The following is a 24,249-nucleotide window of genomic DNA, read 5'->3' on the forward strand; positions in this document are numbered from 1 at the left end:
GGCCGGAGGGCCGCAGCGGCAGTGCGGAGGGGTTGGCGGAGACGGGGGGACACGGGGGCTGCGGAACCGGTTGAAGGGCGTCGTTGCCCTCGGTTCTGCCGCGCATCAGAGCGCCCTCGCGACGTCGGAACCGGTCCTCCCGGCCGCAAACCATCGCGCCGGAAAGGGGTGACCCCTTCCAGCAAGATCATGAAATTACGTCAGATCATGGGTGGACCCCAACGGGTCAAATGACTAATCCGGAGCGCCCTTGGCAGCCGTGCCCGATCAGAGGGGTGACCACTCTGCTGCGCGAATGGGGTGAGCGGTTCACCCCTCGATCAGGATGCCGACGCCGCGGGCTCACCCCTCGGTGTTGGCTACTGCCAGGGGTGTTCCGGATCCTTCGGAGGCCCCAGGGCCGCTAGTCGGCGCGGCAGGTCAGAGCGGCCGTGAAGCACGTCGACGACGATCACCTGGTCCGGCATCTCGAAGAACACGATGAAATGCTGTCCCGCCCGCGTGAAGCGCAAATCCTCCGGCAGGTCGGGGTCGATCATGCGGCGGCAGTCCTGCGAGTACGCCTCACCGGCGGCAATAGCGGCGCAGCGGGCGACGAGGTCCGTCTCGTAAGCCTCGGCCTGGCGCGGCCCAAAGGTCTCCAGCGTCCAGCGTGCGATCTCGACGAGCGCGCGTTCCGCGTGTCGCGTGAGCCGCCAGGGCTTCGGCATCAGGACGCGGTGCGCGCGGCGGCAAAGGCCCTGCGGATCGCGTCCTCACCGGAGCCCTCGGAGAGCACACCCGAGCGTGCCTCCTCGAGCCCCGCGGCGAGCCGGTCGCGCAAGGCGGTCATCTCGGCCTCCTCGCGCTCCAGCAGGCGAAGCCCGGCGCGCAGCGCCTCCGAAGCATTCTGGTAGCGGCCATCGGCAATCAGCCGGTCGATCAGGTCGGTCTGGCTGTCGGTCAGGACGACATTGCGAGTCGGCATCGGCATCTCCCTCGGCGCATTGGCAATATATGCCAGTGGCCGCCCGATGTCGACCAGCGACAATCCCGCGTGTCAGCCGGTCTGTCGCAGATCGGGTCCAAGCACCCGCTTCGCACCACCGCGCTGTGCAGAAGGCAGTCGGATCAGCGTGGCCATGGCGTCGGCGAGCTTGTTCGACACCGGCTCGCCCTCGATCTGCTGCTCGAGAAACCAGTCCATGAGGCATTCCTTCTTGCCCTGGTTCCCCGATGAAATTCCGAAATGTGCAATCGCGGCCTGCATCAGGTCGAGATAGGGCGTGGTGTATATTGCATCTGCTGCGCCTTGCGCGGGTCGCACCGGCTCCGGGATGTAATCCGGCCAGATCGCCTTCACGAGGAAACGCGCCACGCGGATGTCGATGAATTCCCAATCCCGCGCGGTCAGTCGCCCGAATGAATACTTGCCCTCGCGCCACTGCTCGGGACGTATGCTGGTGTGGTAGCCCGAATGCAGACCAAAGCCGCTACTACTGCCGCCGTTGCCCCAACCATGCGTCCGCTCCTCGGTGAAGCGCCCCTGCGCCAGAAGATCTCCGTCTCGCAGAGCGACGAGCAACTCGGTCTCCGCCTCCGCCTTCCAGGCCACTTTGGGATCCTGCGGCGGGTTCCAGGTCTGGTATGCCGGCACCGGTTTGGGCGGCAGCTTTGCCGCTTCCACCGCGCGCCGCGCGACCGTCACATTCTGCACATGGGCCAGCGCCTCTGCAAAACTCCATTGGGTACGGTCGAGCGATTGCAGCGACATGGGCGGCCTCGTGAATCGATTGGGGACAGTTCGAACATAGTGGGAACGCCCTGATCCCTCAACCCATCGCGGTGTTGCAACATCGGAGGGGTTCACCCTTTCCTGTCGGTCGCGGGCTGACCCGTTCCGAGGTCGCGGCCGGCGGCGCAATCCGACACCGATGGATCATGATGTTCGATCCCGGTCCCATTCGTCGCCCCAACCCACTCGCCCCTTCGGCGATGACGCCCGCAGAACGCCGCGCTGAGCTTTGCGGCCTGCTGGCGCTTGGGCTGGTTCGGTTGCGTATGCGGGAGACGGGCGAAGTATTTGACGATACTGGAGAACGTTGCCTACACTATCCGCCCGGCCAATGCCGTCATGCAACTCCAACTCATCGGAGAACTGCATGAACAAGCCCGATCCCATCCCCGCCCGCCTGGCCGCGCTCAAGACCACGCCGACGCCCGACCTGAAGCAACAGTGGCGCGACCTGTTCGACAGCGAGCCGCCGCCGTTCAACCGCCGCTATCTCGAAAGCCGCATCGCCTACCGCATCCAGGAACTCGCCTATGGCGGGTTGAAGCCGGAGACGATCCGGCGGCTGGAACGGCTGGGCGAGGAACTTGACGGCGGCGACCGGGCGAAGCGCAGCATCCGCGCTGATCGCGACCGCCCGATCACCGGCACGCGGCTGCTGCGAGAATGGCAGGGCGTCGAGCAGATCGTCACCGTCACTGCCGATGGCTTCGAATGGCAGGGGCGACCCTACAAGTCGCTGTCCGCCATCGCCCGCGCCATCACCGGCACGCGGTGGAACGGCTGGGTGTTCTTCGGGCTCAAGAACCACAGGGGGCGGACGTGACGAAGCCGCCTGAAAAATCCAAGGTCGTCCGCAAGCTGCGGTGCGCGGTCTACACCCGGAAATCCTCCGAGGAAGGGCTTGAGCAGGAGTTCAACAGCCTCCACGCCCAGCGGGAGGCCTGCGAGGCGTACATCGCCAGCCAGCGCTCCGAGGGCTGGGTGCTGGTTCGCGATCAGTATGACGACGGCGGCATCTCCGGCGGCACGCTGGAACGCCCCGGATTGAAGCGGCTGCTGGAGGATATCGAGGACGGGCTGGTCGACGTGGTGGTGGTCTATAAGATCGACCGCCTGAGCCGGTCGTTGGCGGATTTCGCCAAGCTGGTCGAGGTGTTCGATCGGAACGGCGTGACGTTCGTCTCGGTCACGCAGTCGTTCAACACCACCACCTCCATGGGGCGGCTGACGCTGAACATCCTGCTCAGCTTCGCCCAGTTCGAGCGCGAGGTGACGGCCGAGCGCATCCGCGACAAGGTCGCCGCCAGCCGGAAGAAGGGGATGTGGATGGGCGGGGTGCCGCCCTTCGGTTACCGGGTCGAGAACCGGAAGCTGGTGATCGACGACGAGAGCGCCGCGCATGTGCGCTGGATCTTCGCCCGCTTCCTCGAGATCGGGTCCTGCACGGAACTGGCGCGGGAGGTCGGCACGCGGGGCCTCCGGACGCCGCGCGGCAACCGGATCGACAAGAAATACATCTACCGGATGCTCAGCAACCGCGCCTACATCGGCGAGGCGGTCCACAAGGGCGAGAGCTACCCCGGCGAGCACGATGCCACCATCGACCGTGAGATGTGGGACCGCGTCCACGCCATCCTGCAGGAGAGCCCGCGCAAGCGCGCCGCGCGCACCCGCGCCGACACGCCCGCGCTACTGAAGGGGCTGCTGTTCGGTCCCGATGGCGCCGCCTTCTCGCCAACGCACACCCGCAAGGGCGGGCGGCTGTACCGTTACTACGTCAGCCAGACCGTGCTGAAGCATGGTGCTGGTGCGTGTCCGGTCGGCCGCGTGCCCGCTGGCGAGATCGAGCGCGCCGTCATAGACCAACTCCGCGCCGTGCTCCGCCAGCCCGAGATCGTTGCGGGAACGTGGAAGGCGGCACGTGCCCACGCCGACGACATCTCCGAGGCCGACGCCCGTGCGGCCCTGCAGCAGCTCGACCCGCTTTGGGACGAACTCTTCCCCGCCGAACAGGCACGCATTGTGGCGCTGTTAGTCGAGCGTGTCGACGTAGGCACGGACGGGCTCAACGTCGGGCTCCGCATCGACGGACTCAGCAGCCTCGCTCGCGAGATGCTGGCCAGGGGCGTCGGAGAAGCGGCGTGACCCGCGCGTCGCCGATCCCCGAGACGGTGACGCTCCACGTGCCGTTCCGCGTCGTGAAGCGCGGCGGGCGGAAGGAACTGCAACTGCCCGATGGTTTCCGGCCAGACCGCAAGGCGGACAACACGCTGGTCAAGGCGCTGGCCCGCGCCTTCCGCTGGAAGCGGATGCTCGAGTCGGGAGAGTTCGCCACCATCGCCGAACTGGCCGAGCGCGAGGGGATCGCGACGTCCTATATGACGCGCATCCTGCGCCTGACGCAGCTTGAGCCTGGCATCATTGAGGCGGTTCTCGACGGACGACAGGGCGATGCCGTTAAGCTTGCGCGACTTATGGACCCGTTCCCGATCAGCTGGATCGAGCAGAAGAACATCTTCTCCGACACCTGATCACCTCGCTGCACAATCTCACGCCACTGCTGCTATTGCTTCATTGGGCCAAATTGGCCAAAAGTGGTGAAGGCATAGGCGGGGAGTCGAATGCAGACCCTGAGCGCGAAAGACGCGAAGTACGGCTTCGGACGGTTGATCGATCTCGCCCGAGCCGAGCCGGTGGCGGTGGCCAAGCACGGGCGGACTGTCGTCGTCGTGTTGGCCGTCGAGGAATATGAACGGCTGAAGGCGGTCGAGGCCGACGCAGCCCCCAAAGCCCCCGGTGGCGCTCAGAGTGAAGAATGAACAATTCGTTAAACAATGGTCTGCAATTAAAGTCTGCGATGTGGGACGCTGCGAATACTCTCCGCGGCTCCGCTGTCGATCGCACCGATTGGAAGGGCTACATTCTTCCCCTGCTTTTCTTCAAGCGCATCTCCGACGTCTGGGACGAAGAAACGGCAGAGGCTCGTGAGATCTTCGGCGAAGCGGACCCCTCCCTGTTTCCGGAAGTGCATCGCTTCGTGCTGCCTGAGGGCTGTCACTGGAACGACATCAGGGAAGTCCCGGCCAACGTCGGCGCGGCCCTCCAGAGGGCCATGCAGGAGATCGAGCGGGCCAATCCGGATACGCTGTTCCGCGTCTTCGGGTCGGCGGACTGGGGCAACAAGGAGAAGTTCTCCGACGAGTTGCTGAAGGATCTGATCGAGGGTTTCTCGGAGATCGGGCTCGGCAACACCACAGTCAGCACCGACGTGCTCGGCGACGCCTATGAATATCTAGTGGGCAAGTTCGCCGATGTCACCCGCCGCAACAAGGCAGGCGAGTTCTACACGCCACGCAGCGTCGTGCGCATGATGGTCGAAATCCTCGACCCGAAGGAAAGTGAAAGCATCTACGACCCCGCCTGCGGCACGGGCGGGATGCTGCTCGGGGCTATTGAGCATGTGATGCGCAAGGGCGGCGACCCGCGCACCTTCTACGGGAAGATCTACGGTCAGGAGAAAAACCTGACCACCGCCGCAATCGCCCGGATGAACCTCGTCCTGCACGGGATCGAGGACTTCCAAGTAGCCCGTGAGGACACGTTGCGGAACCCGGCTTTCACGGACTCCAGCACGGGCGGCCTCGCCACGTTCGACTGTGTCATCGCGAACCCGCCGTTCTCGCTAAAGGAATGGGGCCGTGACCTGTGGGAGGCTGACCCCTGGGGCCGGGCCCAGTACGGCATCCCGCCCGAAAGCTATGGCGACTACGCCTTCGTCCAGCACATGATCGCGTCGATGGCGCCCACCGGGAACAGCCGCATGGCCGTCGTTCTGCCGCAGGGCGCGCTGTTCCGGAAGTCGGCCGAAGGCTCGATCCGGCAGGCCCTGCTGGAAAAGGACATGGTCGAGGCGGTCATCGGCCTTGCGCCGAACCTGTTCTACGGCACGCAGTTGGCCGGATGTGTCGTCATCCTGCGCCGCAAGAAGCCCGAAGACCGCAAGAACAAGGTCCTGATCGTCGACGCCTCTGGCCTGTTCCGCAAAGGCCGGGCGCAGAACTTCCTCGATCAGGATCACAGCGACCAGATCGTGGCCTGGTACCGCGCATTCGAGGATGTCGAGGATCGCGCCAAGGTGGCGACGCTGGACGAGATCAAGAAGGAAGGCTGGACGCTGAACATCTCGCGTTACGTCCTGCCGCCCATCGGCCAGGACATCCCGCCGCTCCCCGAAGCCGTCGAGGCGTTCAAGACTGCGCTGGCCGACGCTCGGGCGGCCGAGGACCACCTGCGCAAGGTGCTGGTCGAAGGAGGGTGGCTGCAATGAGCGGGCTGACCCAGCGCGAACTCGAAAGCTATCTCTGGGGCGCCGCCACCTTGCTGCGCGGCCTCATTGATGCCAGCGATTACAAGCAATACATCTTCCCGCTGTTGTTCTTCAAACGCCTGTCCGACGTCTGGGACGGGGATTACCAGCAAGCACTCGAGGAAACCGGGGACGAAGGCTACGCGACCGCCACCGCCAACGACCGCTTCGTCATTCCCGAAGGCGCACATTGGAATGACGTTCGCGCGGCACCACGCGATGTCGGCCGGGCGCTGCTGTCGGCCTTCCTCGCCATCGAGGCCGCGAACCCGGAGCGCCTTCAGGGCGTCTTCGGCAACGCCAACTGGACCGACAAGGCACAGACGCCCGACAGCACACTGAAAAACCTGATCGAGCATTTCTCCAAGCACGACCTCACCCTTGCCGCCGTGCCCGAGGACGAGCTTGGCAATGGCTACGAATACCTGATCAAGAAATTCGCCGACGACAGCGGCCATACCGCGCAGGAGTTCTACACCAATCGCACCCTCGTTCACCTGATGGCGCAGATGCTGGAGCCCCTGCCGGGCGAGAGCATCTATGACCCGACCTGCGGCACCGGCGGCATGCTCATTTCCTGCCTGGCCGAGGTGAAGCGGCGCGGGGGCGACATCCGCACAACCGGCCTTTACGGGCAGGAGCTGATCACCATCACCGCCGCCATCGCGCGGATGAACCTGGTCATCCATGGCGTGGACGATTTCCATATCGCCAGCGGCAACACGCTGGCCACGCCCGCCTTCGTGCAGGGGGATCGGCTGCGCACCTTCGACGTCGTCCTCGCCAACCCGCCCTATTCCATTAAGAAATGGAACCGCGGCGCGTGGGAGCAGGATGCCTGGGGGCGCAATTTCCTTGGCACCCCTCCGCAGGGGCGGGCAGACTATGCCTTCTTCCAGCACATCCTGTCGTCGATGCACCCGAAAACCGGGCGCTGTGCGATTCTGTATCCGCATGGCGTGCTGTTTCGCAACGAAGAGGCCGAGATGCGGCGCAGGCTGGTCGAATCCGACCGGGTCGAATGCGTGCTGGGGCTGGGGCCGGGGCTGTTCTACAACTCGCCGATGGAGGCTTGCGTTGTGATCTGCCGGTCGCAGAAGCCCGAGGCGCGCAAGGGTCGCATCCTGTTCATCGACGCGGTGGCCGAGATAGCGCGCGAACGGGCGCAAAGCTTTCTGCGCCCCGAACATCAGGCGCGCATCCTGTCGGCATATCACTCCTTTGCCGATGATCCCGGCTTTGCCGCGGTGGCGGATGGGGCCGATGTGCTGGCGGCCGACGGTAACCTGTCGATTGCGCGGTATGTGAAGCGGCCCAAAGCGGCGGTGGCGGGCGGTGCCACGCTGGCGGCGACATGGGCGGCGTTTGATGAGGATGGGGGCGACTTTTGGACGGGCATGGACGCGCTGGTGGACATGCTCGATGGCCTGACGCCTGCGGAGGATGCCGATGCTTGAGCGGCCGATTTCCAAGGCGGGGTGGACGCGCGTGCGGTTCGACCAAATCGCCACGCAGATCAACGACCGGGTCGACAACCCCGCCGAGGCCGGGGTGGACCGCTATGTCGGGCTGGAACACCTTGATCCCGACAGCCTGCGCATCCGGCGCTGGGGCGAACCCACGGATGTGGAATCGACCAAGCTGCGGTTCCAGCCGGGTGACATCATCTTTGGCAAGCGCCGGGTCTATCAGCGCAAGGTGGCGGTGGCGGATTTCGAGGGCATCTGTTCGGCACATGCCATGGTGCTGCGCGCCAAGCCCGGCACGGTGCTGCCCGAGTTTCTGCCCTTCTTTATGCAGAGCGACCTATTCATGGAACGGGCCTTGAGCATCTCTGTCGGGTCGCTGTCACCCACGATCAACTGGAAGGCTCTCGCGGCGGAGGAATTCCTGCTGCCGCCGATCCAGGAGCAGGCGCGGTTGGTGGAGGCGTTGTCGGCCTCGCAGGCGTTTGTGGAAGCTCTCACGAGGCAGCTAGATACAGGTCAAGTCGTCTTTCAAGCGGCAGTAGATGATATCTTTACGCGGTCCGCGCAGCGGGGCGACCACGCTGTCGCGCCACTAAGCAAACTGGCAAGCAAGATCGTTGATGGCGTTCACCACACGCCAAGCTACACCGAAAGTGGCGTCCCATTCCTGACGGTCGAGAACCTCACTCGCGGGCAAGGCATCGATTTTTCGGAGACGCGTTTCGTCTCGGAGACTGATCATGCCGAGTTCATCAAGCGGGCCTACCCTGAAAAAGGCGACGTGTTGATCTCAAAGGACGGCACACTTGGTATTTCACGAGTCGTGGAAACCAGCCGGCCGTTTAGCATCTTCGTTTCGGTCGCTTTGGTGAAGCCTGTTAGGGGACTTCTTGAGCCATGGTTCTTGCGCTTCTACTTTGAGTCCAGTCTCTTCAAGCGCCATATTGGCTCCCGTGTATCAGGCTCTGCGTTGAAGCATATTCACTTGGTTGATCTGCGGGAAAGCCCGATTCCGGTGATGTCCGTAGAGCGACAAATGGAAGCGTCGCAGTCACTGTCGCAAATTCACGCATCGCTTGAAGCAATCGCGCGACGGATTTCGGGCGCGCGGGGCGCATCAAGCCAGATTTTAAGCAAGATCGTGGAGGAGAACGCTTGACCTTCACCGAAGGCAACACCGTCGAAGCCCATCTGCGCGACCTGCTCGCGGGCGCGGCCTCGGCCCGTCCAGCGCAGCTCTCCATCGGCCTCGCACGCACAGGCGGCCGGATCGCGGGCCTCGGCTGGCATTACGTCGCCCCCGCCGACCTTCCCCGCCAGCCGCAAGAGGTGCTGGTCGAACCCCACCTGCGCGACGCCCTGATCCGCCTGAACCCCGACATCGCCGCCAACCCCGGCCGGGCCGATGACGTGCTCTACCGCCTGCGCGCCATCATCATGGGCGCGCGGTCGGACGGCCTGGTGAAGGCGAACGAGGAACTTGCCGCGTGGCTGCTGGGCGAACGCTCCATGCCCTTCGGCGCGAATGGCGAACACGTCACCATCCGCCTGATAGATTTCGACGATATCGAGAAGAACAGCTTCGTCATCACCCAGCAGTTCATCATCCGGGCGGGCAAGACCGAAAAGCGCGCCGATCTGGTGCTGCTGGTCAACGGCATTCCGCTGGTCCTGATCGAGGCCAAGACGCCGGTGCGGGCCAGCCAAAGCTGGCTCGACGCCGCCATTCAGGTCCATGAAGACTACGAAAAGAATGTCCCGGAGCTGTTCGTGCCCAACGTCTTCTCAGTCGCGACCGAGGGCAAGGAGTTCCGCTACGGCTCGGTCCGGATGCCGGTCGACATGTGGGGCCCTTGGCGCGACGGCGACGGGCCACAGACGATGGGCGCGGTGGAAAAGGCCGCCACCTCGATGCTGCGCCCGGCGATGGTGCTCGACATGCTCGACAGCTTCACGGCGTTCGCCACGCAGAAGGGCAAGCACCGCATCAAGATCATCGCCCGCTATCAGCAGGTGGACGGCGTGAACAAGATCGTCGCGCGCGTGGTGGCGGGCCAGCCGCGCAAGGGGCTGATCTGGCACTTCCAGGGGTCGGGCAAATCGCTGCTGATGCTGTTCGCTGCGCGCAAGCTGCGACTTCATCCGGCGCTGAAGAACCCCACGGTGCTGATCGTGGTGGACCGGATCGATCTGGACAGTCAGATCTCGGGCACCTTCTATGCGGCCGACATGGCCAACATGGTGCGCACGGAAAGCCGCAAGGAACTGGCCGATCTGCTGGGCAAGGATGCGCGGAAGGTGGTGATTACCACGATCCACAAGTTCGCCGAGGCGGACGGCGTGCTGAACGACCGCGACAACATCATCGTGCTGGTGGACGAGGCGCACCGCACGCAGGAAGGCGATCTGGGCCGCAAGATGCGTGAAGCGCTGCCCAACGCGTTCCTTTTCGGCCTGACCGGCACGCCCATCAACCGCGCCGACAAGAACACCTTCTACGCCTTCGGTGCCGATACCGACGAAGGCGGCTACATGAGCCGCTATGGCCTGAACGACTCCATCCGCGACGGGGCGACGAAGGAGCTGCATTTCGAGCCGCGCCTGGTGGACCTGCACATCGACCAGAAGGCCATCGAGGAGGCCTATGCCGAGCTGACGCAGGGTCTGACCGACGAGGACCGGGATCGGCTGGGCAAGGCGGCGGCCAAGATGTCGATCCTGGTCAAGGCGCCTGAACGCATCCGCGCGATTTGCGGCGACATCGCCAAGCACTTCCAGGAGAAGGTCGCCCCGAACGGCTTTGGCGCGCAGGTGGTGACCTTCGACCGTGAGAGTTGTCTGCTCTACAAGCAGGAACTCGACCGCCACCTGCCGCCCGAGGTTTCCGACGTGGTGATCTCGGTCAACAGCGGCGAGCCGGAATATGCGGCCTTCAAGCGCGACCGGGATGCCGAGGAGAAGCTGCTCGACCGCTTCCGCGATCCCAAGGACCCGCTGAAGATCATCATCGTGACGTCGAAGCTGCTGACCGGCTTCGACGCGCCGATCCTGCAGACGATGTATCTGGACAAGCCGCTGCGCGACCACACGCTGCTGCAGGCGATCTGTCGGACGAACCGCCCCTATGGCGAGCAGAAGACGCACGGCCTGATCGTCGACTACCTCGGCATCTTCGACGACGTAGCGCAGGCGCTGAAGTTCGACGAGGAAGGCGTGCAAAAGGCGGTATCGAACATCGCCGAGTTGATCAACGCCCTGCCGACCGCCCTGCAGAAGTGCCTCGCCTATTTCGCGGGAGTAGACCGAAGCCTGACCGGCTACGAGGGCCTGATCGCCGCGCAGGAATGTATCCCGAACAACGACCTGCGCGACGCCTTTGCGGCCGATTTCAGCGTTCTGGCGCGTATCTGGGAGGCGCTGTCGCCTGATCCGGTGCTGACGCAGTACGAGACCGACTATCGCTGGCTGGCGCAGGTCTACGAGTCGCTGAAACCCTCCAGCGGCACAGGGCGGCTGCTTTGGCATCGGCTGGGCGCCAAGACCATCGAGCTGATCCACGAAAACGTCCACGTCGATGCGGTGCGGGATGATCTCGACACGCTGGTTCTGGATGCCGAGCTGCTGGAGGCCGTCCTCGGCAATCCGGACCCCGAAAAGAAGGCCAAGGAAATCTCGGTCAAGCTGGCGGGCCGCCTACGGAAGCATGCGGGCAATCCGAAGTTCAAGGCGCTAGGCGAGCGCCTGGAGGACCTGAAAAACCGGCATCAGCAGGGTCTTCTGCTGTCGATCGACTTCCTGAAGGAGCTTCTGGCGCTGGCAAAAGACGTGGTGAAGACCGAACGCGAGACACCGGAAGAAGAGGATATCGACCGGGGCAAGGCGGCGTTGACCGAGTTGTTCGAGGAAGCCCGGAACGGCGACACGCCGGTGATGGTCAAGCGGGTTGTGGACGATATCGACGAGATCGTGCGCGCGGTCCGTTTCGATGGCTGGCAGGCCACGCACGCGGGTGAACGCGAAGTCAAGAAGGCGCTTCGCCAGACCCTCTTCCGCTTCAAGCTGCATCAGGACGCCGAGCTGTTCGAGAAGGCATACGGCTACATTCGCGAGTATTACTGAACATGAAGGAGTTGCTCGACAACGCGGTGCTTTCGATCGAGCTCGGAGTTGAGGACTACCAGACAGGCGACGAGCGTCGTGTGCTGTCCGCCATCCGGAACCTTTACGCCGGCGTCCTGCTGCTATGCAAACAGGTGCTTTGGAACGAGTCGCCGCCAGGAACAGACGGCTCACTGATCTACAAGGATCTCGTTCCGCGAAAGATAGATGGCCGCGTTCTCATGGTGCCTAAGAAGCCACACCGGAACACGGTTGACCGACAACAGATCGAGGAACGTTTCAAGGAGCTGGGGCTCAATCTCGACTGGTCAAAGCTCCAGGAGCTTGCTCGGATCAGAAATGATGTCGAGCATCTGTTCATGACGGTAAAACCTGCGATTGCGAAAGAAGCTCTTGCTTCGGCCATGCCAGTCATCGAGCAGCTGTTGGTGGGGCACCTTCAGGAAGAGCCCGCACACCTCTTCAGAGATGGTGTCTGGAAGTCACTTCTTGAGAATAGGGATGTTTTTGATCAGCAGCAGGTGAGATGCACTGAATCGTTCCGGAACATGAACTGGGAGTTTGAGACCCTCGTTGAAGCGGTCACAGAACTCAGGTGCTCGAATTGTGGATCCTCTCTGGTTCGGCAGATTGATTCCGACAATCAGAGCTTCGAGGCAATGGAGATCGATTGCGCGGAGTGCGGCGAGGCATTGGATCGTGAGGATGTTTTCGAGGCTGCAATCGGCGAGTCTGTGGCAAGCGACGCATACATCGCCATGACGGACGGCGGAGAACCGCCAGTTACAACCTGTCCCGAATGCCATCGTGAAAGCTGGGTGAACGGAGAAGGTTGCGTCCTCTGCCCGGGCGCTGATCTGACATGTTCAATGTGCGGAGAGGAGTTCAATCCAGACGACTTCAACTATGACGCGGGCATGTGTTCATACTGCGCATGGCGAATGGACAAGGTCATGCGCGAGTAGCTCATCTGGGTTCTTCACTGTCGCCACCCGGCAAAGTTCGATTTCTGTTCCACGCGGCAAATGCCCCTGAAATCGAAGTGTTTTGCGGGACACCTGATAAAACCTTGTTTTATCAGGTGCTTGCAAAAACGTCACCGAAATGACGAAGGCAACAGGTCCAGAGAATATCGGCCCTGAGAGACCGCTTCCGAGCCCCTTGGCGCAGCGGCCAGGGCTCAGCTCCACCCGCATAACCCTCGAAAACAACGGAAAAATCCGGCCGGAGCCGGATCGGGAGAACCCTTTCGCAACGGCAAGTGGCGGAGCAGGTGGGATTCGAACCCACGGGACCATCTCTGGCCCGGCGGTTTTCAAGACCGCTGCCTTAGACCGCTCGGCCACTGCTCCGTGGGGCGTGGGTAAACACTGGCAGGGAGGTTGCCAAGTCCAAGATCACACCACAACGCCTGCGCCCTCGGTCGCGGGGCCGGCGACGGCGCGGAAGGCGGCGAACAGTTCGCGGCCCATGCCCTGGCTGCCGGGGGCGGGGTCGAAGACCGCGGCGGGGCGGGATTCGAAGTCGGGGGCAAGGCAGTCGATCCTCCCGCCAGCCGCGTCCAGGCGGATGACATCGCCGTCCTGCACGCGGGCCAGGGGGCCGCCCACCGACGCCTCGGGCGAGATGTGAATGGCGGCGGGAACCTTGCCGGAGGCGCCGGACATGCGGCCGTCGGTCAGCAGCGCGACCTTCAGCCCGCGATCCTGCAAGACGGCCAGGATCGGGGTCAGGGAATGCAGTTCGGGCATCCCGTTGGCGCGCGGCCCCTGGAAGCGGACGACGACGATGGTGTCTTCGGTGAACTCGCCCGCCTTGAAGGCCGCCTTCACCTGTTCCTGGTCAAAGAACACGCGGGCCTTCGCCTCGATGAGGTGGCGTTCGGGGGCGACGGCGCTGATCTTGATGACGCCCCGGCCCAGATTGCCTTGAAGCTGCTTCAGCCCGCCGCTGCGCGCGAAGGGATCGTGGGCGGGGCGGAGGATCTTGTCGTTCAGGGTCTGGCGGGATCCGTCCTCCCATCGGATGCGGTCTCCGTCCAGCTTCGGCTCGGCGGTATAGCCGCCCAGGCCGGTGCCGTTGATGGTCTTCACGTCGGGATGCAGCAGGCCCGCGTCCAGCAATTGCCCGATCATGTAGCCGATGCCGCCCGCCGCGTGGAAATGGTTCACGTCCGCCAGCCCGTTGGGATAGACGCGGGCCATCAGCGGCACGGATTCGGAAATGTCGTGGAAATCCTCGATGTCGATCAGGATGCCCGCGGCCTTGGCCATGGCGGGGATGTGCATCACCAGGTTGGTGGATCCGCCCGTCGCCATCAGGCCGACGATGCCGTTGACGAAGGCCTTTTCGTCCAGAACCTCGCCGGCGGGCAGGAAGTCGTTGCCCAGGCGGGTGATGGCCGCGGCGCGTTCGACGCCCGCGACGGTCAGCGCGTCGCGCAGGGGGGTGTTGGGGTTCACGAAGCTGCTGCCGGGCAGGTGCAGGCCCATGAACTCCATCAGCATCTGGTTGCTGTTCGCGGTGCCGTAGAAGGTGCAGGTGCCAGGGCTGTGATAGGACGCCATCTCGGCCGCCATCAGCGCGTCGCGGCCGATCTCGCCTGCGGCGAATTGCTGGCGGATGCGGGATTTTTCGTCGTTGGGCAGGCCCGAGGGCATCGGACCGGCGGGCAAGAACACCGCCGGGATATGGCCGAAGGTCGCCGCCGCCATCACCAGGCCGGGCACGATCTTGTCGCAGACGCCCAGATACAGCGCCGCGTCGAAACAGTCGTGGGACAGCGCCACACCCGCCGCCAGGGCGATCACGTCGCGGGAAAACAGCGACAGTTCCATCCCCGCGCGGCCCTGAGTCACGCCGTCGCACATGGCGGGGACGCCGCCCGCGACCTGGACGGTGGCGCCCGCCGCCTGGCCCGCGCGGCGGATCAGGTCGGGATAGCGTTCATAGGGCTGGTGGGCGGACAGCATGTCGTTATAGGCCGTGATCACGCCGATATTCGGCTTGCGCGACAGGGCGAGGTCGTCCTTGTCGGGCATGGCGGCATAGGCATGGGCCTGGTTGCCGCAGGACAGATGGGCGCGGCGCGGCCCATCCTCGGCGGCGCGGGCGATCTTGGTCAGATAGGCGTCCCGCGTGGTCCGGGACCGGGCGCGGATCCTGTCGGTAACGCGGTCGATGGTGGCGTGCAGGGTCATGGCTGGCTCCTTCTTCCAAAGAGTATATACGCTGTTAGCGTTAACGGTTCAACAGTGCTTGTTGCGGCGGCTGGGATCGCGCGACGGCCTTGTGCCGGGCGGGGCGCCATGCCAGATCCGGGGCGCGAAAGGATGTCCCGATGACCGACCTGCCCGTGCTGCGCCTGCGCCCGAAATCCAAGCCCCAGGCGATCCGCCACGGCTTTCCCTGGGTCTTTGCCGACGAGGCGGTGCTGGACCGCCGCAGCCGCGCCCTCGCGCCGGGCAGTTTCGCCGTGCTGGAGGATGCGGAGCGCAAGCCCCTGGGGTTGGTGACGGTCAATCCCAATTCCAAGATCGTCGGCCGGGTGATGGATGCCGAACCCGATGCGCGGATCGACGGCGCCTGGCTGGCCGCAAAGCTGGCGCGGGCCCTGTCGCTGCGCGAACGGCTGTATGACGCGCCCTTCTATCGCCTGGTCCATGCCGAGGCGGACGGCTTGCCCGGCCTGGTGATCGACCGTTTCGGCGATGCGGCGGTGATCCAGCCCAACGCGGCCTGGGCGGACCGGATGGCGGATGACCTGGCCGATGCGCTGATCCGGGTGACGGGCGTGACGACCGTGATCCTGAACGGGCAGGGCCGGGCGCGCGGGCTGGAAGGGCTTGAGGAACGGATGGAGGTTCTGCGCGGTGCTGCCCCGTCTGAACCGGTGGCGGTGCCGATGAACGGGGCGATCTATCTGGCCGACCTGATGGGCGGGCAGAAGACCGGGCTGTTCTTCGACCAGCGGCCCAACCACGCCTTCGCTCAGCGGCTGGCCCAGGGCGCGACTGTGCTGGACGTGTTCAGCCATGTGGGCGGTTTCGGGCTGGCGGCCCTGGCGGCGGGGGCGTCCCGCGCCATCTGCGTCGACGGCAGCGCGGCGGCCTTGGATCTGGCCCAGGGCGGGGCAGGGCGGATGAATGCCGCCGACCGCCTGGATACCGTCCAATCCGACGCCTTCAAGGCGATGGAGCAGATGGAAACGGAAGGCCGCCGCTTCGATCTGGTGGTCTGCGACCCGCCCGCCTTCGCCCCCGCGAAACCGGCGTTGGAGGCGGGCTTGCGCGCCTATGAACGCGTGGCGAAACTGGCCGCGCCGCTGGTCGCGCCCGGCGGCTATCTGGTCCTGTGCAGTTGCAGCCACGCGGCCGATCTGACCGCCTTCCGCAATGTCAGCGCGCGGGGCATCGGGCGCGGCGGGCGGCGGGGCGTGCTGATCCATACCGGCCAGGCCGGGCCGGATCATCCGACGCTGCCGCAACTGGCCGAGACCGGCTATCTCAAGGCGCTGTTCTTCCGGTTGGACTGATGCGCGCGGTCCTTGACGCCAATGTCCTGTTCCCGACCGTCCTGCGGGAAATCCTGACCGATCTGGCGGGGGCGGGGCTTTACACGCCGCTGTGGTCGCCCCGGATCCTGGCGGAATGGCGCGCCGCCGCGGCCCGGCTGGGCGGCGATCAGGACGCCGTCGCGGGGGCCGAGATCGCGCTGCTGCGCGACCGCTTTCCCCAGGCCGAACTGCCCGACGACGGCAGCCGCGCCATCGACCTGGATTTCCCCGATCCCGCCGACCGTCATGTGGCGGAAACCGCCCTTGCCGGGGATGCGTCGCTGATCGTCACCGCCAACCTGCGCGATTTTCCCCAGGGGCTGATGGCCGGGCTGGGCCTGCGGGCGATCCATCCCGACGCCTTCCTGCTGGACCTGCACGCCGCCGATCCGGGCGCCGTCGCCTCGGCGGTCGGGGCCGCGCGCGACAAGGCGGCGGCGATGGGCGGCGACATGACCGTGGCCCAGATGCTGAAACGCAGCCGCCTGCCCCGGCTGGCCAAAGCGCTGAAAGGTTGATCCGAGTTGCTGTTAACGCTAACAACAGATATGGCGATCCCCAACCGCAAGGAGGACAGCATGGTCTCTCGCGTCATTCCGGTCGATGACTTCGATCTGGTGATTTTTGGTGCAACCGGCGATCTGGCTCAGCGCAAGATCCTGCCGGGATTGTTCCGCCGCTTCGTCGCAGGGCAGATCCCCGACAGCGCGCGGATCATCGGCGCGGCGCGGACCGACCAGGACGATGCCGCCTTCCGGTCCGAGGCCGCGAAGGCTATCGTGGAATTCGGCGGCATCGCCGCCGACGACCCGCGCCTGGCGCAATTTCTGGAACTGCTGAGCTATACCCCCATTGACGCCAGGGGCGAGGACGGCTGGACCGAACTGAAATCGCGGATCCGGCCCCGTGCGGTCCATGCCTTCTATTTCTCGGTCGCGCCGGCGCTGTTCGGCGACATCGCCAGCCGGCTGGCCAGCCACGGCATCGCCGACCGCAACAGCCGCATCGTGGTGGAAAAGCCCTTCGGCCGCGACCTGGAAACCGCCCGCGCGCTGAACGCGACCCTGGCCCGGCATTTCGACGAGGAACAGATCTATCGGATCGACCATTACCTGGGCAAGGAAACCGTCCAGAACCTGATGGCGGTGCGGTTCGCGAACATCCTGTTCGAGCCGCTGTGGAATTCCCAATATGTCGATCACGTCCAGATCACGGTGGCCGAAACCGTGGGCGTGGCCGGGCGCGGCAGCTATTATGACAAGTCGGGCGCGATCCGCGACATGGTGCAGAACCACATGATGCAGCTTCTGTGCCTGATCGCGATGGAGCCGCCCTATCACTTCGACCCGAACGCGGTGCGCGACGAGAAGCTGAAGGTGATCCGCGCCCTCCAGCCGGTCGAGGCGGGCGACATCGTGCGCGGCCAGTATCAGGGCGACGGCAAGTCCAGCAGCTATGCCGAGGATTCCGAAAACCCCGATTCGCGGACCGAAAGCTATGTCGCGATGAAGGTCTGCATTTCCAACTGGCGGTGGCAGGGCACGCCCTTCTATCTGCGTACCGGCAAGAAGCTGCGGGCGCGGACCAGCGAGATCGCCGTGGTGTTTCGCGAACCGCCGCATTCGATCTTTGACGACAGCGGCGCGCCCAAGGCGAATGAGCTTGTCATCCGCCTGCAACCCAACGAGGGTATGAACCTCAAGGTGATGATCAAGGAGCCGGGGCCGGGGGGAATGCGGCTGGTGCAGGTGCCCCTCGACATGTCCTTCGCCGAGGCGCTTGGCGCGGATGGCAGCGACATGCCCGATGCCTATGAACGGCTGATCATGGACGTGATTCGCGGCAACCAGACGCTGTTCATGCGCGGCGACGAGGTCGAGGCCGCCTGGGCCTGGACCGACCCGATCATCGCCGCCTGGGAAGACAGCAAGCGGCGGCCGGAACCCTATGACGCGGGATCCTCTGGCCCCGAGGAGGCGTTGCGCCTGATGCATCGGGACAACCGCCGTTGGAGGGAAATTCGCGCATGACCATGGAATTCAAGGAATATCCCGACCGGGAAATGCTGGCCCTGTCGCTGGCCGACCAGATCGCCTCGCAACTGGCGCAGCAGTTGCGCACGGGCGACGCCGCCAGCCTCTGCGTGCCGGGCGGCACCTCTCCCACGCTGGTCTTCGAAACGCTGAGCGGGGCCGATATCGACTGGTCCCGCGTCACGGTGTTTCTGGGCGACGAACGCTGGGTGGATGGCGACCACAAGCGGTCGAACGGCCGCCTGCTGCGCCGCCACCTGCTGCGCGACCGGGCGGCCGTCGCGAATTACATCGACCTTTATACCGGGGCCGCGACCCCCGACGAGGCGGCGCCGGGTCTGGCCGAGGCGATCCGCCCGCATCTGCCGATCAGCGTCGTGCTGCTGGGCATGGGCAACGACATGCACACCGCCAGCCTGTTTCCCGGCGCCGACCGCCTGGCCGAAGGGCTGGCCGCCGATGCCCCCCTGGTCCTGCCGATCCGCGCCGAGGGCGCCGAGGAGCCGCGCGTCACCCTGACCCGCCCCGCGCTTGCCGATGCGATGAATGTCCATGTCCTGATCATGGGCCCTGAAAAACGCGAGGCGCTGGAGCGCGCGCAGAAGCTGGACCCGATCCAGGCGCCGATCCGCGCCTTCCTGGACAACGCGACCGTTCACTGGGCCGAATGATCCGCCCGAAGGAGCCTTCCCGAATGACCGACATCTGGACCCGCCTGGGCGCCTATCGCGCGGCGCAGCATGATACGCGGATCACCGACCTGTTCGCCGCCGATCCCGCCCGCGCCCGCGCCTTCGCGACCCAAGCCGACGGCCTGGTTTTCGACTGGTCGAAGACCATGATCGACAAGGGCGCGCACGACCTGCTGATCGAACTGGCCGAAGGCGCGGGGGTGGCCGCCCGGCGCGAGGCGATGTTTTCGGGCGAGAAGATCAACGAGACCGAGGGCCGCGCCGTCTTGCACACCGCCCTGCGCAACCTGCGCGGCCATGTGACGGTGGACGGCCAGGACGTGATGCCCGCGGTGCGCGAAACCCACGACCGCATGGCCGATTTCGCCCGCGACCTGCGCTCCGGCGCCTTCACGGGGCAGGGCGGCAAGATCACCGATGTGGTCAATATCGGCATCGGCGGGTCCGATCTTGGCCCCGCTATGGCGGTGCTGGCGATGGCGCCCTATCACGACGGGCCGCGCACGCATTTCGTCAGCAACGTCGACGGCGCCGACATCGCCGACACGCTGAAGGGGCTGGATCCAGCCACGACGCTGGTCATCGTCGCGTCAAAGACCTTCACCACCATCGAGACGATGACCAACGCCCGAACCGCCCGCGACTGGATGGGCAAGGCCGTGACCGATCCGGCGGCACAATTCGTGGCGTTGTCCTCGGCCACCGGCAAGACGGCGGAATTCGGCATCGACGCCAGCCGCGTCTTCGGATTCGAGGATTGGGTCGGCGGGCGCTATTCCGTCTGGGGTCCGATCGGGCTGTCGCTGATGCTGGCCATCGGCGACGCGCATTTCGACGACTTCCTGGCGGGCGCCGCCGCCATGGACGCGCATTTTCGCGCTGCGCCGCTGGCCGAGAACCTGCCGGTGCTGCTGGCCCTGGTGGGCATCTGGCATCACCAGGTCTGCGGCTATCCGACCCGCGCGGTGCTGCCCTATGACAACCGCCTGCTGCGGCTGCCCGCCTATCTGCAACAGCTTGAGATGGAATCGAACGGCAAGCGCGTGGCGATGGACGGGTCCGACCTGACGGTCCCGTCCGGCCCGGTCGTCTGGGGCGAACCCGGCACCAACGGCCAGCACGCCTTCTACCAACTGATCCATCAGGGCACGACGCCCGTTCCCTGCGAATTCATCCTGGCCGCGAAGGGCCACGAGGACGAGTTGGCCCATCACCACATCCTGCTGGCCGCGAACTGCCTTGCGCAGTCCGAGGCGCTGATGCGCGGCCGCAGCCTGGAGGAGGCGCGCGCCCTGATGGCCGCGAAGGGGCTGGAGGGCGCCGAACTGGACCGACAGGCCCGCCACCGGGTGTTTCCGGGCAACCGGCCGTCAACCACGCTGCTGATCGAGAAGCTGACCCCCTTCACCCTGGGCCAGATCGTCGCGCTGTATGAGCACCGCGTCTTTGTCGAGGGCGCGATCCTGGGGATCAACAGCTTCGACCAGTGGGGTGTGGAACTGGGCAAGGAGCTGGCGCTGAAGGTCGAGCCGCTGCTGAAGGGCGAGGGGGCGCCGGGGCACGACGCCTCGACCGAGCATCTGGCGGCGTTGTTCCGGCAGATGCGCGGGTGAGGAAGCCGGGGGCTTCGCGCCCCCGGACCCCCGCAGGATATTTTCGTGAAGAAGAAGCCTACCAATGCGGCGGGCGTTGGTCGGCCAGCGGGATCTGGCCTTGGGCATCGGCCTGCTGTTCGGCGGCGAAGCGCATCAGCATCTCGACCCGGCGGGTCAGGGTGGCGATCTCGGCATCCTGGCGGGCGATGACCTCGTGCAGGTCTTCGGTCACGCGGGTCAGGTGCGCCAGCGTTTCCTCGACCGCCCGGATTTGCGTCTCGGTATCCTTGTCCATATCGGCCCCTTCGGTTAAGGCAGCCACGGATTGGCCGGAAAGGCAGGACCATGGCGAAAGATCAGAAAAAACAGCCCCGTCCCAAGGCGGAAACGCCCAAGGGCTTTCGCGACTATTTCGGCGCGGAGGTGACGGAACGCAAGGCGATGCTGGATCGGATCGCCGAAATCTATCACCGCCATGGCTTCGATCCCCTGGAAACAAGCGCCGTCGAGACGGTCGAGGCTTTGGGGAAGTTCCTGCCCGATGTGGACCGCCCGAATGCCGGGGTCTTCGCCTGGCAGGAGGAAGCCGTCCCCGGAATTGGTAAGGGCGACGGCGGGTCGGGCGACTGGCTGGCGCTGCGATACGACCTGACAGCGCCGCTGGCGCGGGTGGCGGCGCAGTTTCGGGGCGACCTGCCGTCCCCCTATCGCCGCTATGCGATGGGGCCGGTCTGGCGCAACGAGAAGCCGGGGCCGGGCCGGTTCCGGCAGTTCTATCAATGCGATGCGGATACGGTTGGGTCGGCCTCGGTCGCGGCGGATGCCGAGATCTGCGCGATGCTGGCCGATGCGCTGGAGGCGGTCGGCATTGCGCGCGGCGACTATCTGGTGCGGATCAACAATCGCAAGGTTCTGAACGGCGTGCTGGAGGCGGCCGAGGTTCGGGCGGATCAATCCGACGACGTGCTGCGCCAGATCGACAAGTTCGACAAGGTGGGCCGCGATGGCGTGCTGGCGCTGCTGACCGTGGGCCGCAAGGACGACAGCGGCGCGGCGATCGAGGGGGTCGGGCTGTCCGAGGCGCAGGCGGCGCCGGTGCTGGCCTTCCTGACCTCGAAGGGGGCGGACAACGCCGCGACGCTGGCGAACCTGCGCGCGGCGGTGGGGGCATCGGCCATCGGCGTCGACGGCGTGGACGAACTGGCCGAGATCGCCGGGATGCTGGCCGCCATGAGCGTGGCCGAGGATCGCGCAGTCGTCGACCCCTCGATCGTGCGGGGGCTTGGCTATTACACCGGCCCGGTTTTCGAGGCCGAACTGACCTTCGAGATCCTCGATGAGAAGGGCCGCAAGCGGCAGTTCGGATCCGTCGCCGGCGGCGGGCGCTATGATGGTCTGGTCGAGCGCTTCACCGGCCAGAAGGTGCCTGCGACGGGCGTGTCCATCGGCGTGGACCGGCTGCTGGCGGCCTTGCGCGCCAAGGGGCTGGCGGGAGCGGACGCCCAGGGGCCGGTGGTCGTGACCGTGATGGACCGCGACCGGATGGCCGATTATCAGGCGATGGCCGCCGATCTGCGCGCAGCAGGCATCCGGGCCGAGGTCTATTTGGGCAACCCGAAGACCTTCGGCAACCAGTTGAAATATGCCGACAAGCGCCGCGCCCCGGCGGCGATCATCCAGGGCGCGGACGAGGCCGCGCGCGGCGTGGTGCAGGTCAAGGATCTGGTCCTGGGCGCGAAGATCGCCGCCGAGGCCAGCTTGGACGAATGGAAGGCCCAGCCCGCCCAGACCGAGGTGGCGCGCGCCGATCTGGTCGCGGAAGTGCGGCGGATCCTGTCATGATCCCCAAGCGCGACAAGCAGGCCCTGGGCCAGCGGCTGCTGGCTGCGTTCCGCGCGGCGGGCGCGGTCGAGGTCGCGCCCGACATCCTGCTGCCCGCCGGCGCGCTGCTGGATCTGTATGGCGAGGATATCCGCGCCCGCGCCTATGTCACCGCCGATCCCATCCGGGGCGAGATGATGTTGCGCCCCGATTTCACCGTGCCGGTGGTGCAGGCGCATATGCAGGACGGCGCCGAACCGGCCCGATATTGCTATCTGGGCGAGGTGTTCCGCAAGCAGGACATGGGCGATCTGCGTCCCGAAAACCTGCGCGACAACGAATACCTGCAATGCGGGCTGGAGCTGTTTTCGCGTCATCCCGGCGCCGATGCCGAGGTCTTCGCGCTGTTCCACCGGCTGCTGGCGCCCTATGGGCTGTCGCCGGAAACCGGGGACATGGGGCTGCTGATGGACGCGGTGCGCGGGCTGCCGGTCTCGGACGCGCGGCGGGCGGCGCTGCTGCACCATATCTGGCGGCCGGGGCGGTTCCAGCGGTTGCTGGATCGTTTCTCTGCCGATGCCGCCCCGCGCGATTTTCCCGCCGGCACCGCGCCTTGGGCCGGGCTGCGCGGCGAGGATGAGATGCAGGCCCGCATCGCCCGGCTGCGCGCCGACGCGGCCGAACCGCCCTTGCCGCCCCGCTGGTCGGACCGGCTGAAACGGCTGTTCGCCCTGCGCGCGCCCGCGCCCCGGGCCGTCACCGCCCTGCGCGACCTGGCCGGGGACATGCCCGCCATCGCGCCCGCCGTCCGGCGGATCGAGACGCGCCTTGCCGCCATCGGCGGGCAGGGGATCGACCTGTCGGGCGTGATCTTCGACGCCAGCCACGGCCGCACGACGATGGAATATTACGACGGCTTCACCTTCAGCTTCCTGGCGGCGCGGCCCGGCCTGCCGCCGGTCGCCTCGGGCGGGCGCTATGACGCGCTGACGCGGATGCTGGGCAGGGGTCGCGAAATCCCGGCGGTCGGCGGCATCATCCGCCCCGGCGTGCTGGCGGAACTGGAGGCCACGGCATGATCCGCCCCATGATCCGGCTGGGCGTGCCGTCCAAGGGGCGGCTGATGGAGCAGAGCTTTGACTGGTTCGCGGATCGCGGCGTCCGGCTGTCGCGCAGCGGGTCGGACCGCGAATACGCGGGCCGGGTCGAGGGGGTCGAGGGCGTTTCGCTGGTGCTGCTGTCGGCAGGAGAGATCCCGCGCGACCTGGCGGCGGGCCGGATCGAACTGGGCGTCACCGGCACCGATCTGGTGCGCGAGAAGCTGGCGGGCTGGGCCTCGGACGTGGCCGAGGTCGCGCCGATGGGCTTCGGCCATGCCGACCTGATCCTGGCGGTGCCGGAATGCTGGGCCGATTGCGACACGCTGGACGATTTCGATTCCGTCTGCCGCGATTTCCGCGCCGCGCATGGTTTCCGGCTGCGGATCGCCACCAAGTATCACCGGCTGGTCCGCGCCTGGCTGGCCGCGCATGAGGTCGCCGATTACCAGCTTGTCGATTCGCAGGGCGCGACCGAGGGCACCGTGGCCAACCAGACCGCCGAGGCGATCGCCGACATCACCTCGTCGGGGGAAACGCTGCGGGCCAACAACCTGAAGATCCTGTCGGAAGATCCGATCCTGCGGTCGCAGGCCACGCTGTTCGCGGCCCGCCGCGCGGCGGAACGCCCCGATGTTCGGGACTTTCTGGCGCGGCTGGCCGGATAGACGCCGGTCCCTGCGCGGTCGATGGATCGCGTTGGCCCGCTGTGGCGTTGTTGTCCGTCA

22 protein-coding genes and 1 tRNA gene are annotated in these 24,249 nt (G+C 65.8%); 17 read left to right on the plus strand and 6 right to left on the minus strand.

The window, feature by feature from the left end:
• Window positions 1-359: 359 nt before the first annotated feature.
• From PXD02_RS06255 to PXD02_RS06265, 3 genes are all read right to left on the minus strand, one after another.
• Window positions 360-710 (minus strand): type II toxin-antitoxin system RelE/ParE family toxin, encoded by a 351-nt coding sequence (locus PXD02_RS06255; RefSeq protein ID WP_275105979.1) that lies wholly within the window; start codon window positions 708-710, stop codon window positions 360-362.
• Window positions 710-967 (minus strand): type II toxin-antitoxin system ParD family antitoxin, encoded by a 258-nt coding sequence (locus PXD02_RS06260; RefSeq protein ID WP_145110068.1) that lies wholly within the window; start codon window positions 965-967, stop codon window positions 710-712. The genes PXD02_RS06255 and PXD02_RS06260 overlap by 1 nt, the downstream gene beginning before the upstream one ends.
• A gap of 72 nt (window positions 968-1,039) precedes the next feature.
• Window positions 1,040-1,753, minus strand: coding sequence for a hypothetical protein (locus PXD02_RS06265; RefSeq protein WP_275105980.1), 714 nt, complete (start codon window positions 1,751-1,753; stop codon window positions 1,040-1,042).
• Between the two features lie 388 nt (window positions 1,754-2,141).
• Here PXD02_RS06265 and PXD02_RS06270 point away from each other — a divergent pair, with 388 nt between their 5' ends.
• The 9 genes from PXD02_RS06270 to PXD02_RS06310 all read left to right on the plus strand — a co-directional run bounded on the left by PXD02_RS06270 (window position 2,142) and on the right by PXD02_RS06310 (window position 12,693).
• A complete protein-coding gene (locus PXD02_RS06270; RefSeq protein ID WP_275105981.1) occupies window positions 2,142-2,597 on the plus strand; it encodes a DUF2924 domain-containing protein in 456 nt (151 codons plus the stop codon).
• Window positions 2,594-3,919 carry a recombinase family protein gene (locus tag PXD02_RS06275; protein ID WP_275105982.1) on the plus strand — a complete coding sequence of 442 codons (1,326 nt, stop codon included), beginning with the start codon at window positions 2,594-2,596 and terminating at the stop codon, window positions 3,917-3,919. The genes PXD02_RS06270 and PXD02_RS06275 overlap by 4 nt, the downstream gene beginning before the upstream one ends.
• Window positions 3,916-4,305 (plus strand): hypothetical protein, encoded by a 390-nt coding sequence (locus PXD02_RS06280; RefSeq protein ID WP_275105983.1) that lies wholly within the window; start codon window positions 3,916-3,918, stop codon window positions 4,303-4,305. The genes PXD02_RS06275 and PXD02_RS06280 overlap by 4 nt, the downstream gene beginning before the upstream one ends.
• Before the next feature lie 90 nt (window positions 4,306-4,395).
• Window positions 4,396-4,593: a type II toxin-antitoxin system Phd/YefM family antitoxin gene (locus tag PXD02_RS06285; RefSeq protein WP_275105984.1), complete on the plus strand. Its 198-nt coding sequence runs from the start codon at window positions 4,396-4,398 to the stop codon at window positions 4,591-4,593.
• A complete protein-coding gene (locus tag PXD02_RS06290) occupies window positions 4,590-6,101 on the plus strand; it encodes a type I restriction-modification system subunit M (RefSeq protein WP_275105985.1) in 1,512 nt (503 codons plus the stop codon). The genes PXD02_RS06285 and PXD02_RS06290 overlap by 4 nt, the downstream gene beginning before the upstream one ends.
• Window positions 6,098-7,597, plus strand: a complete 1,500-nt coding sequence (locus PXD02_RS06295; protein ID WP_275105986.1) for a type I restriction-modification system subunit M — start codon at window positions 6,098-6,100, stop codon at window positions 7,595-7,597. The genes PXD02_RS06290 and PXD02_RS06295 overlap by 4 nt, the downstream gene beginning before the upstream one ends.
• Window positions 7,590-8,768, plus strand: coding sequence for a restriction endonuclease subunit S (locus PXD02_RS06300; RefSeq protein WP_275105987.1), 1,179 nt, complete (start codon window positions 7,590-7,592; stop codon window positions 8,766-8,768). The genes PXD02_RS06295 and PXD02_RS06300 overlap by 8 nt, the downstream gene beginning before the upstream one ends.
• Entirely contained in the window at window positions 8,765-11,728 is a 2,964-nt protein-coding gene (locus PXD02_RS06305) for a type I restriction endonuclease subunit R (protein ID WP_275105988.1), read from the plus strand. Before PXD02_RS06300 ends, PXD02_RS06305 begins: the two co-directional genes overlap by 4 nt.
• Window positions 11,729-11,730: 2 nt before the next feature.
• A complete protein-coding gene (locus PXD02_RS06310) occupies window positions 11,731-12,693 on the plus strand; it encodes a hypothetical protein (RefSeq protein ID WP_275105989.1) in 963 nt (320 codons plus the stop codon).
• A gap of 297 nt (window positions 12,694-12,990) precedes the next feature.
• On the opposite strand, the gene PXD02_RS06315 is transcribed toward PXD02_RS06310, so the two are convergent.
• Window positions 12,991-13,080 (minus strand) — tRNA-Ser (locus PXD02_RS06315).
• 45 nt (window positions 13,081-13,125) lie between these two features.
• On the minus strand, window positions 13,126-14,928 hold the full coding sequence (gene edd, locus PXD02_RS06320) for a phosphogluconate dehydratase (RefSeq protein ID WP_275105990.1): 1,803 nt from the start codon (window positions 14,926-14,928) through the stop codon (window positions 13,126-13,128).
• 140 nt (window positions 14,929-15,068) lie between these two features.
• Between edd and PXD02_RS06325 the strand changes: the two genes are divergently transcribed.
• From PXD02_RS06325 to pgi, 5 genes are read left to right on the plus strand one after another with little or no spacing between them, the layout of a single operon-like run.
• Complete coding sequence (locus PXD02_RS06325; RefSeq protein ID WP_275105991.1) at window positions 15,069-16,262, plus strand: RSP_2647 family RNA methyltransferase; 1,194 nt, start codon at window positions 15,069-15,071, stop codon at window positions 16,260-16,262.
• Window positions 16,262-16,801, plus strand: a complete 540-nt coding sequence (locus tag PXD02_RS06330; protein ID WP_275105992.1) for an RSP_2648 family PIN domain-containing protein — start codon at window positions 16,262-16,264, stop codon at window positions 16,799-16,801. Before PXD02_RS06325 ends, PXD02_RS06330 begins: the two co-directional genes overlap by 1 nt.
• Before the next feature lie 60 nt (window positions 16,802-16,861).
• On the plus strand, window positions 16,862-18,313 hold the full coding sequence (gene zwf / locus PXD02_RS06335) for a glucose-6-phosphate dehydrogenase (RefSeq protein WP_275105993.1): 1,452 nt from the start codon (window positions 16,862-16,864) through the stop codon (window positions 18,311-18,313).
• Window positions 18,314-18,315: 2 nt separating this feature from the next.
• A complete protein-coding gene (gene pgl, locus PXD02_RS06340) occupies window positions 18,316-18,987 on the plus strand; it encodes a 6-phosphogluconolactonase (RefSeq protein WP_275106368.1) in 672 nt (223 codons plus the stop codon).
• 23 nt (window positions 18,988-19,010) lie between these two features.
• Window positions 19,011-20,621, plus strand: coding sequence for a glucose-6-phosphate isomerase (gene pgi, locus PXD02_RS06345; RefSeq protein WP_275105994.1), 1,611 nt, complete (start codon window positions 19,011-19,013; stop codon window positions 20,619-20,621).
• Window positions 20,622-20,679: 58 nt separating this feature from the next.
• On the opposite strand, the gene PXD02_RS06350 is transcribed toward pgi, so the two are convergent.
• Window positions 20,680-20,898, minus strand: a complete 219-nt coding sequence (locus tag PXD02_RS06350) for a SlyX family protein (RefSeq protein ID WP_275105995.1) — start codon at window positions 20,896-20,898, stop codon at window positions 20,680-20,682.
• Between the two features lie 50 nt (window positions 20,899-20,948).
• On the opposite strand from PXD02_RS06350, the gene hisS reads away from it, so the two are divergent.
• From hisS to hisG, 3 genes are read left to right on the plus strand one after another with little or no spacing between them, the layout of a single operon-like run.
• Window positions 20,949-22,445, plus strand: coding sequence for a histidine--tRNA ligase (hisS, locus tag PXD02_RS06355; RefSeq protein WP_275105996.1), 1,497 nt, complete (start codon window positions 20,949-20,951; stop codon window positions 22,443-22,445).
• Window positions 22,445-23,503 carry an ATP phosphoribosyltransferase regulatory subunit gene (locus tag PXD02_RS06360; protein WP_473092072.1) on the plus strand — a complete coding sequence of 353 codons (1,059 nt, stop codon included), beginning with the start codon at window positions 22,445-22,447 and terminating at the stop codon, window positions 23,501-23,503. Before hisS ends, PXD02_RS06360 begins: the two co-directional genes overlap by 1 nt.
• An 8-nt stretch (window positions 23,504-23,511) precedes the next feature.
• Window positions 23,512-24,189 (plus strand): ATP phosphoribosyltransferase, encoded by a 678-nt coding sequence (gene hisG / locus PXD02_RS06365; RefSeq protein ID WP_275106369.1) that lies wholly within the window; start codon window positions 23,512-23,514, stop codon window positions 24,187-24,189.
• The last annotated feature ends 60 nt before the right edge of the window (window positions 24,190-24,249 follow it).

This window comes from Paracoccus sp. S3-43 (genome assembly GCF_029027965.1).
Taxonomy (GTDB): domain Bacteria; phylum Pseudomonadota; class Alphaproteobacteria; order Rhodobacterales; family Rhodobacteraceae; genus Paracoccus.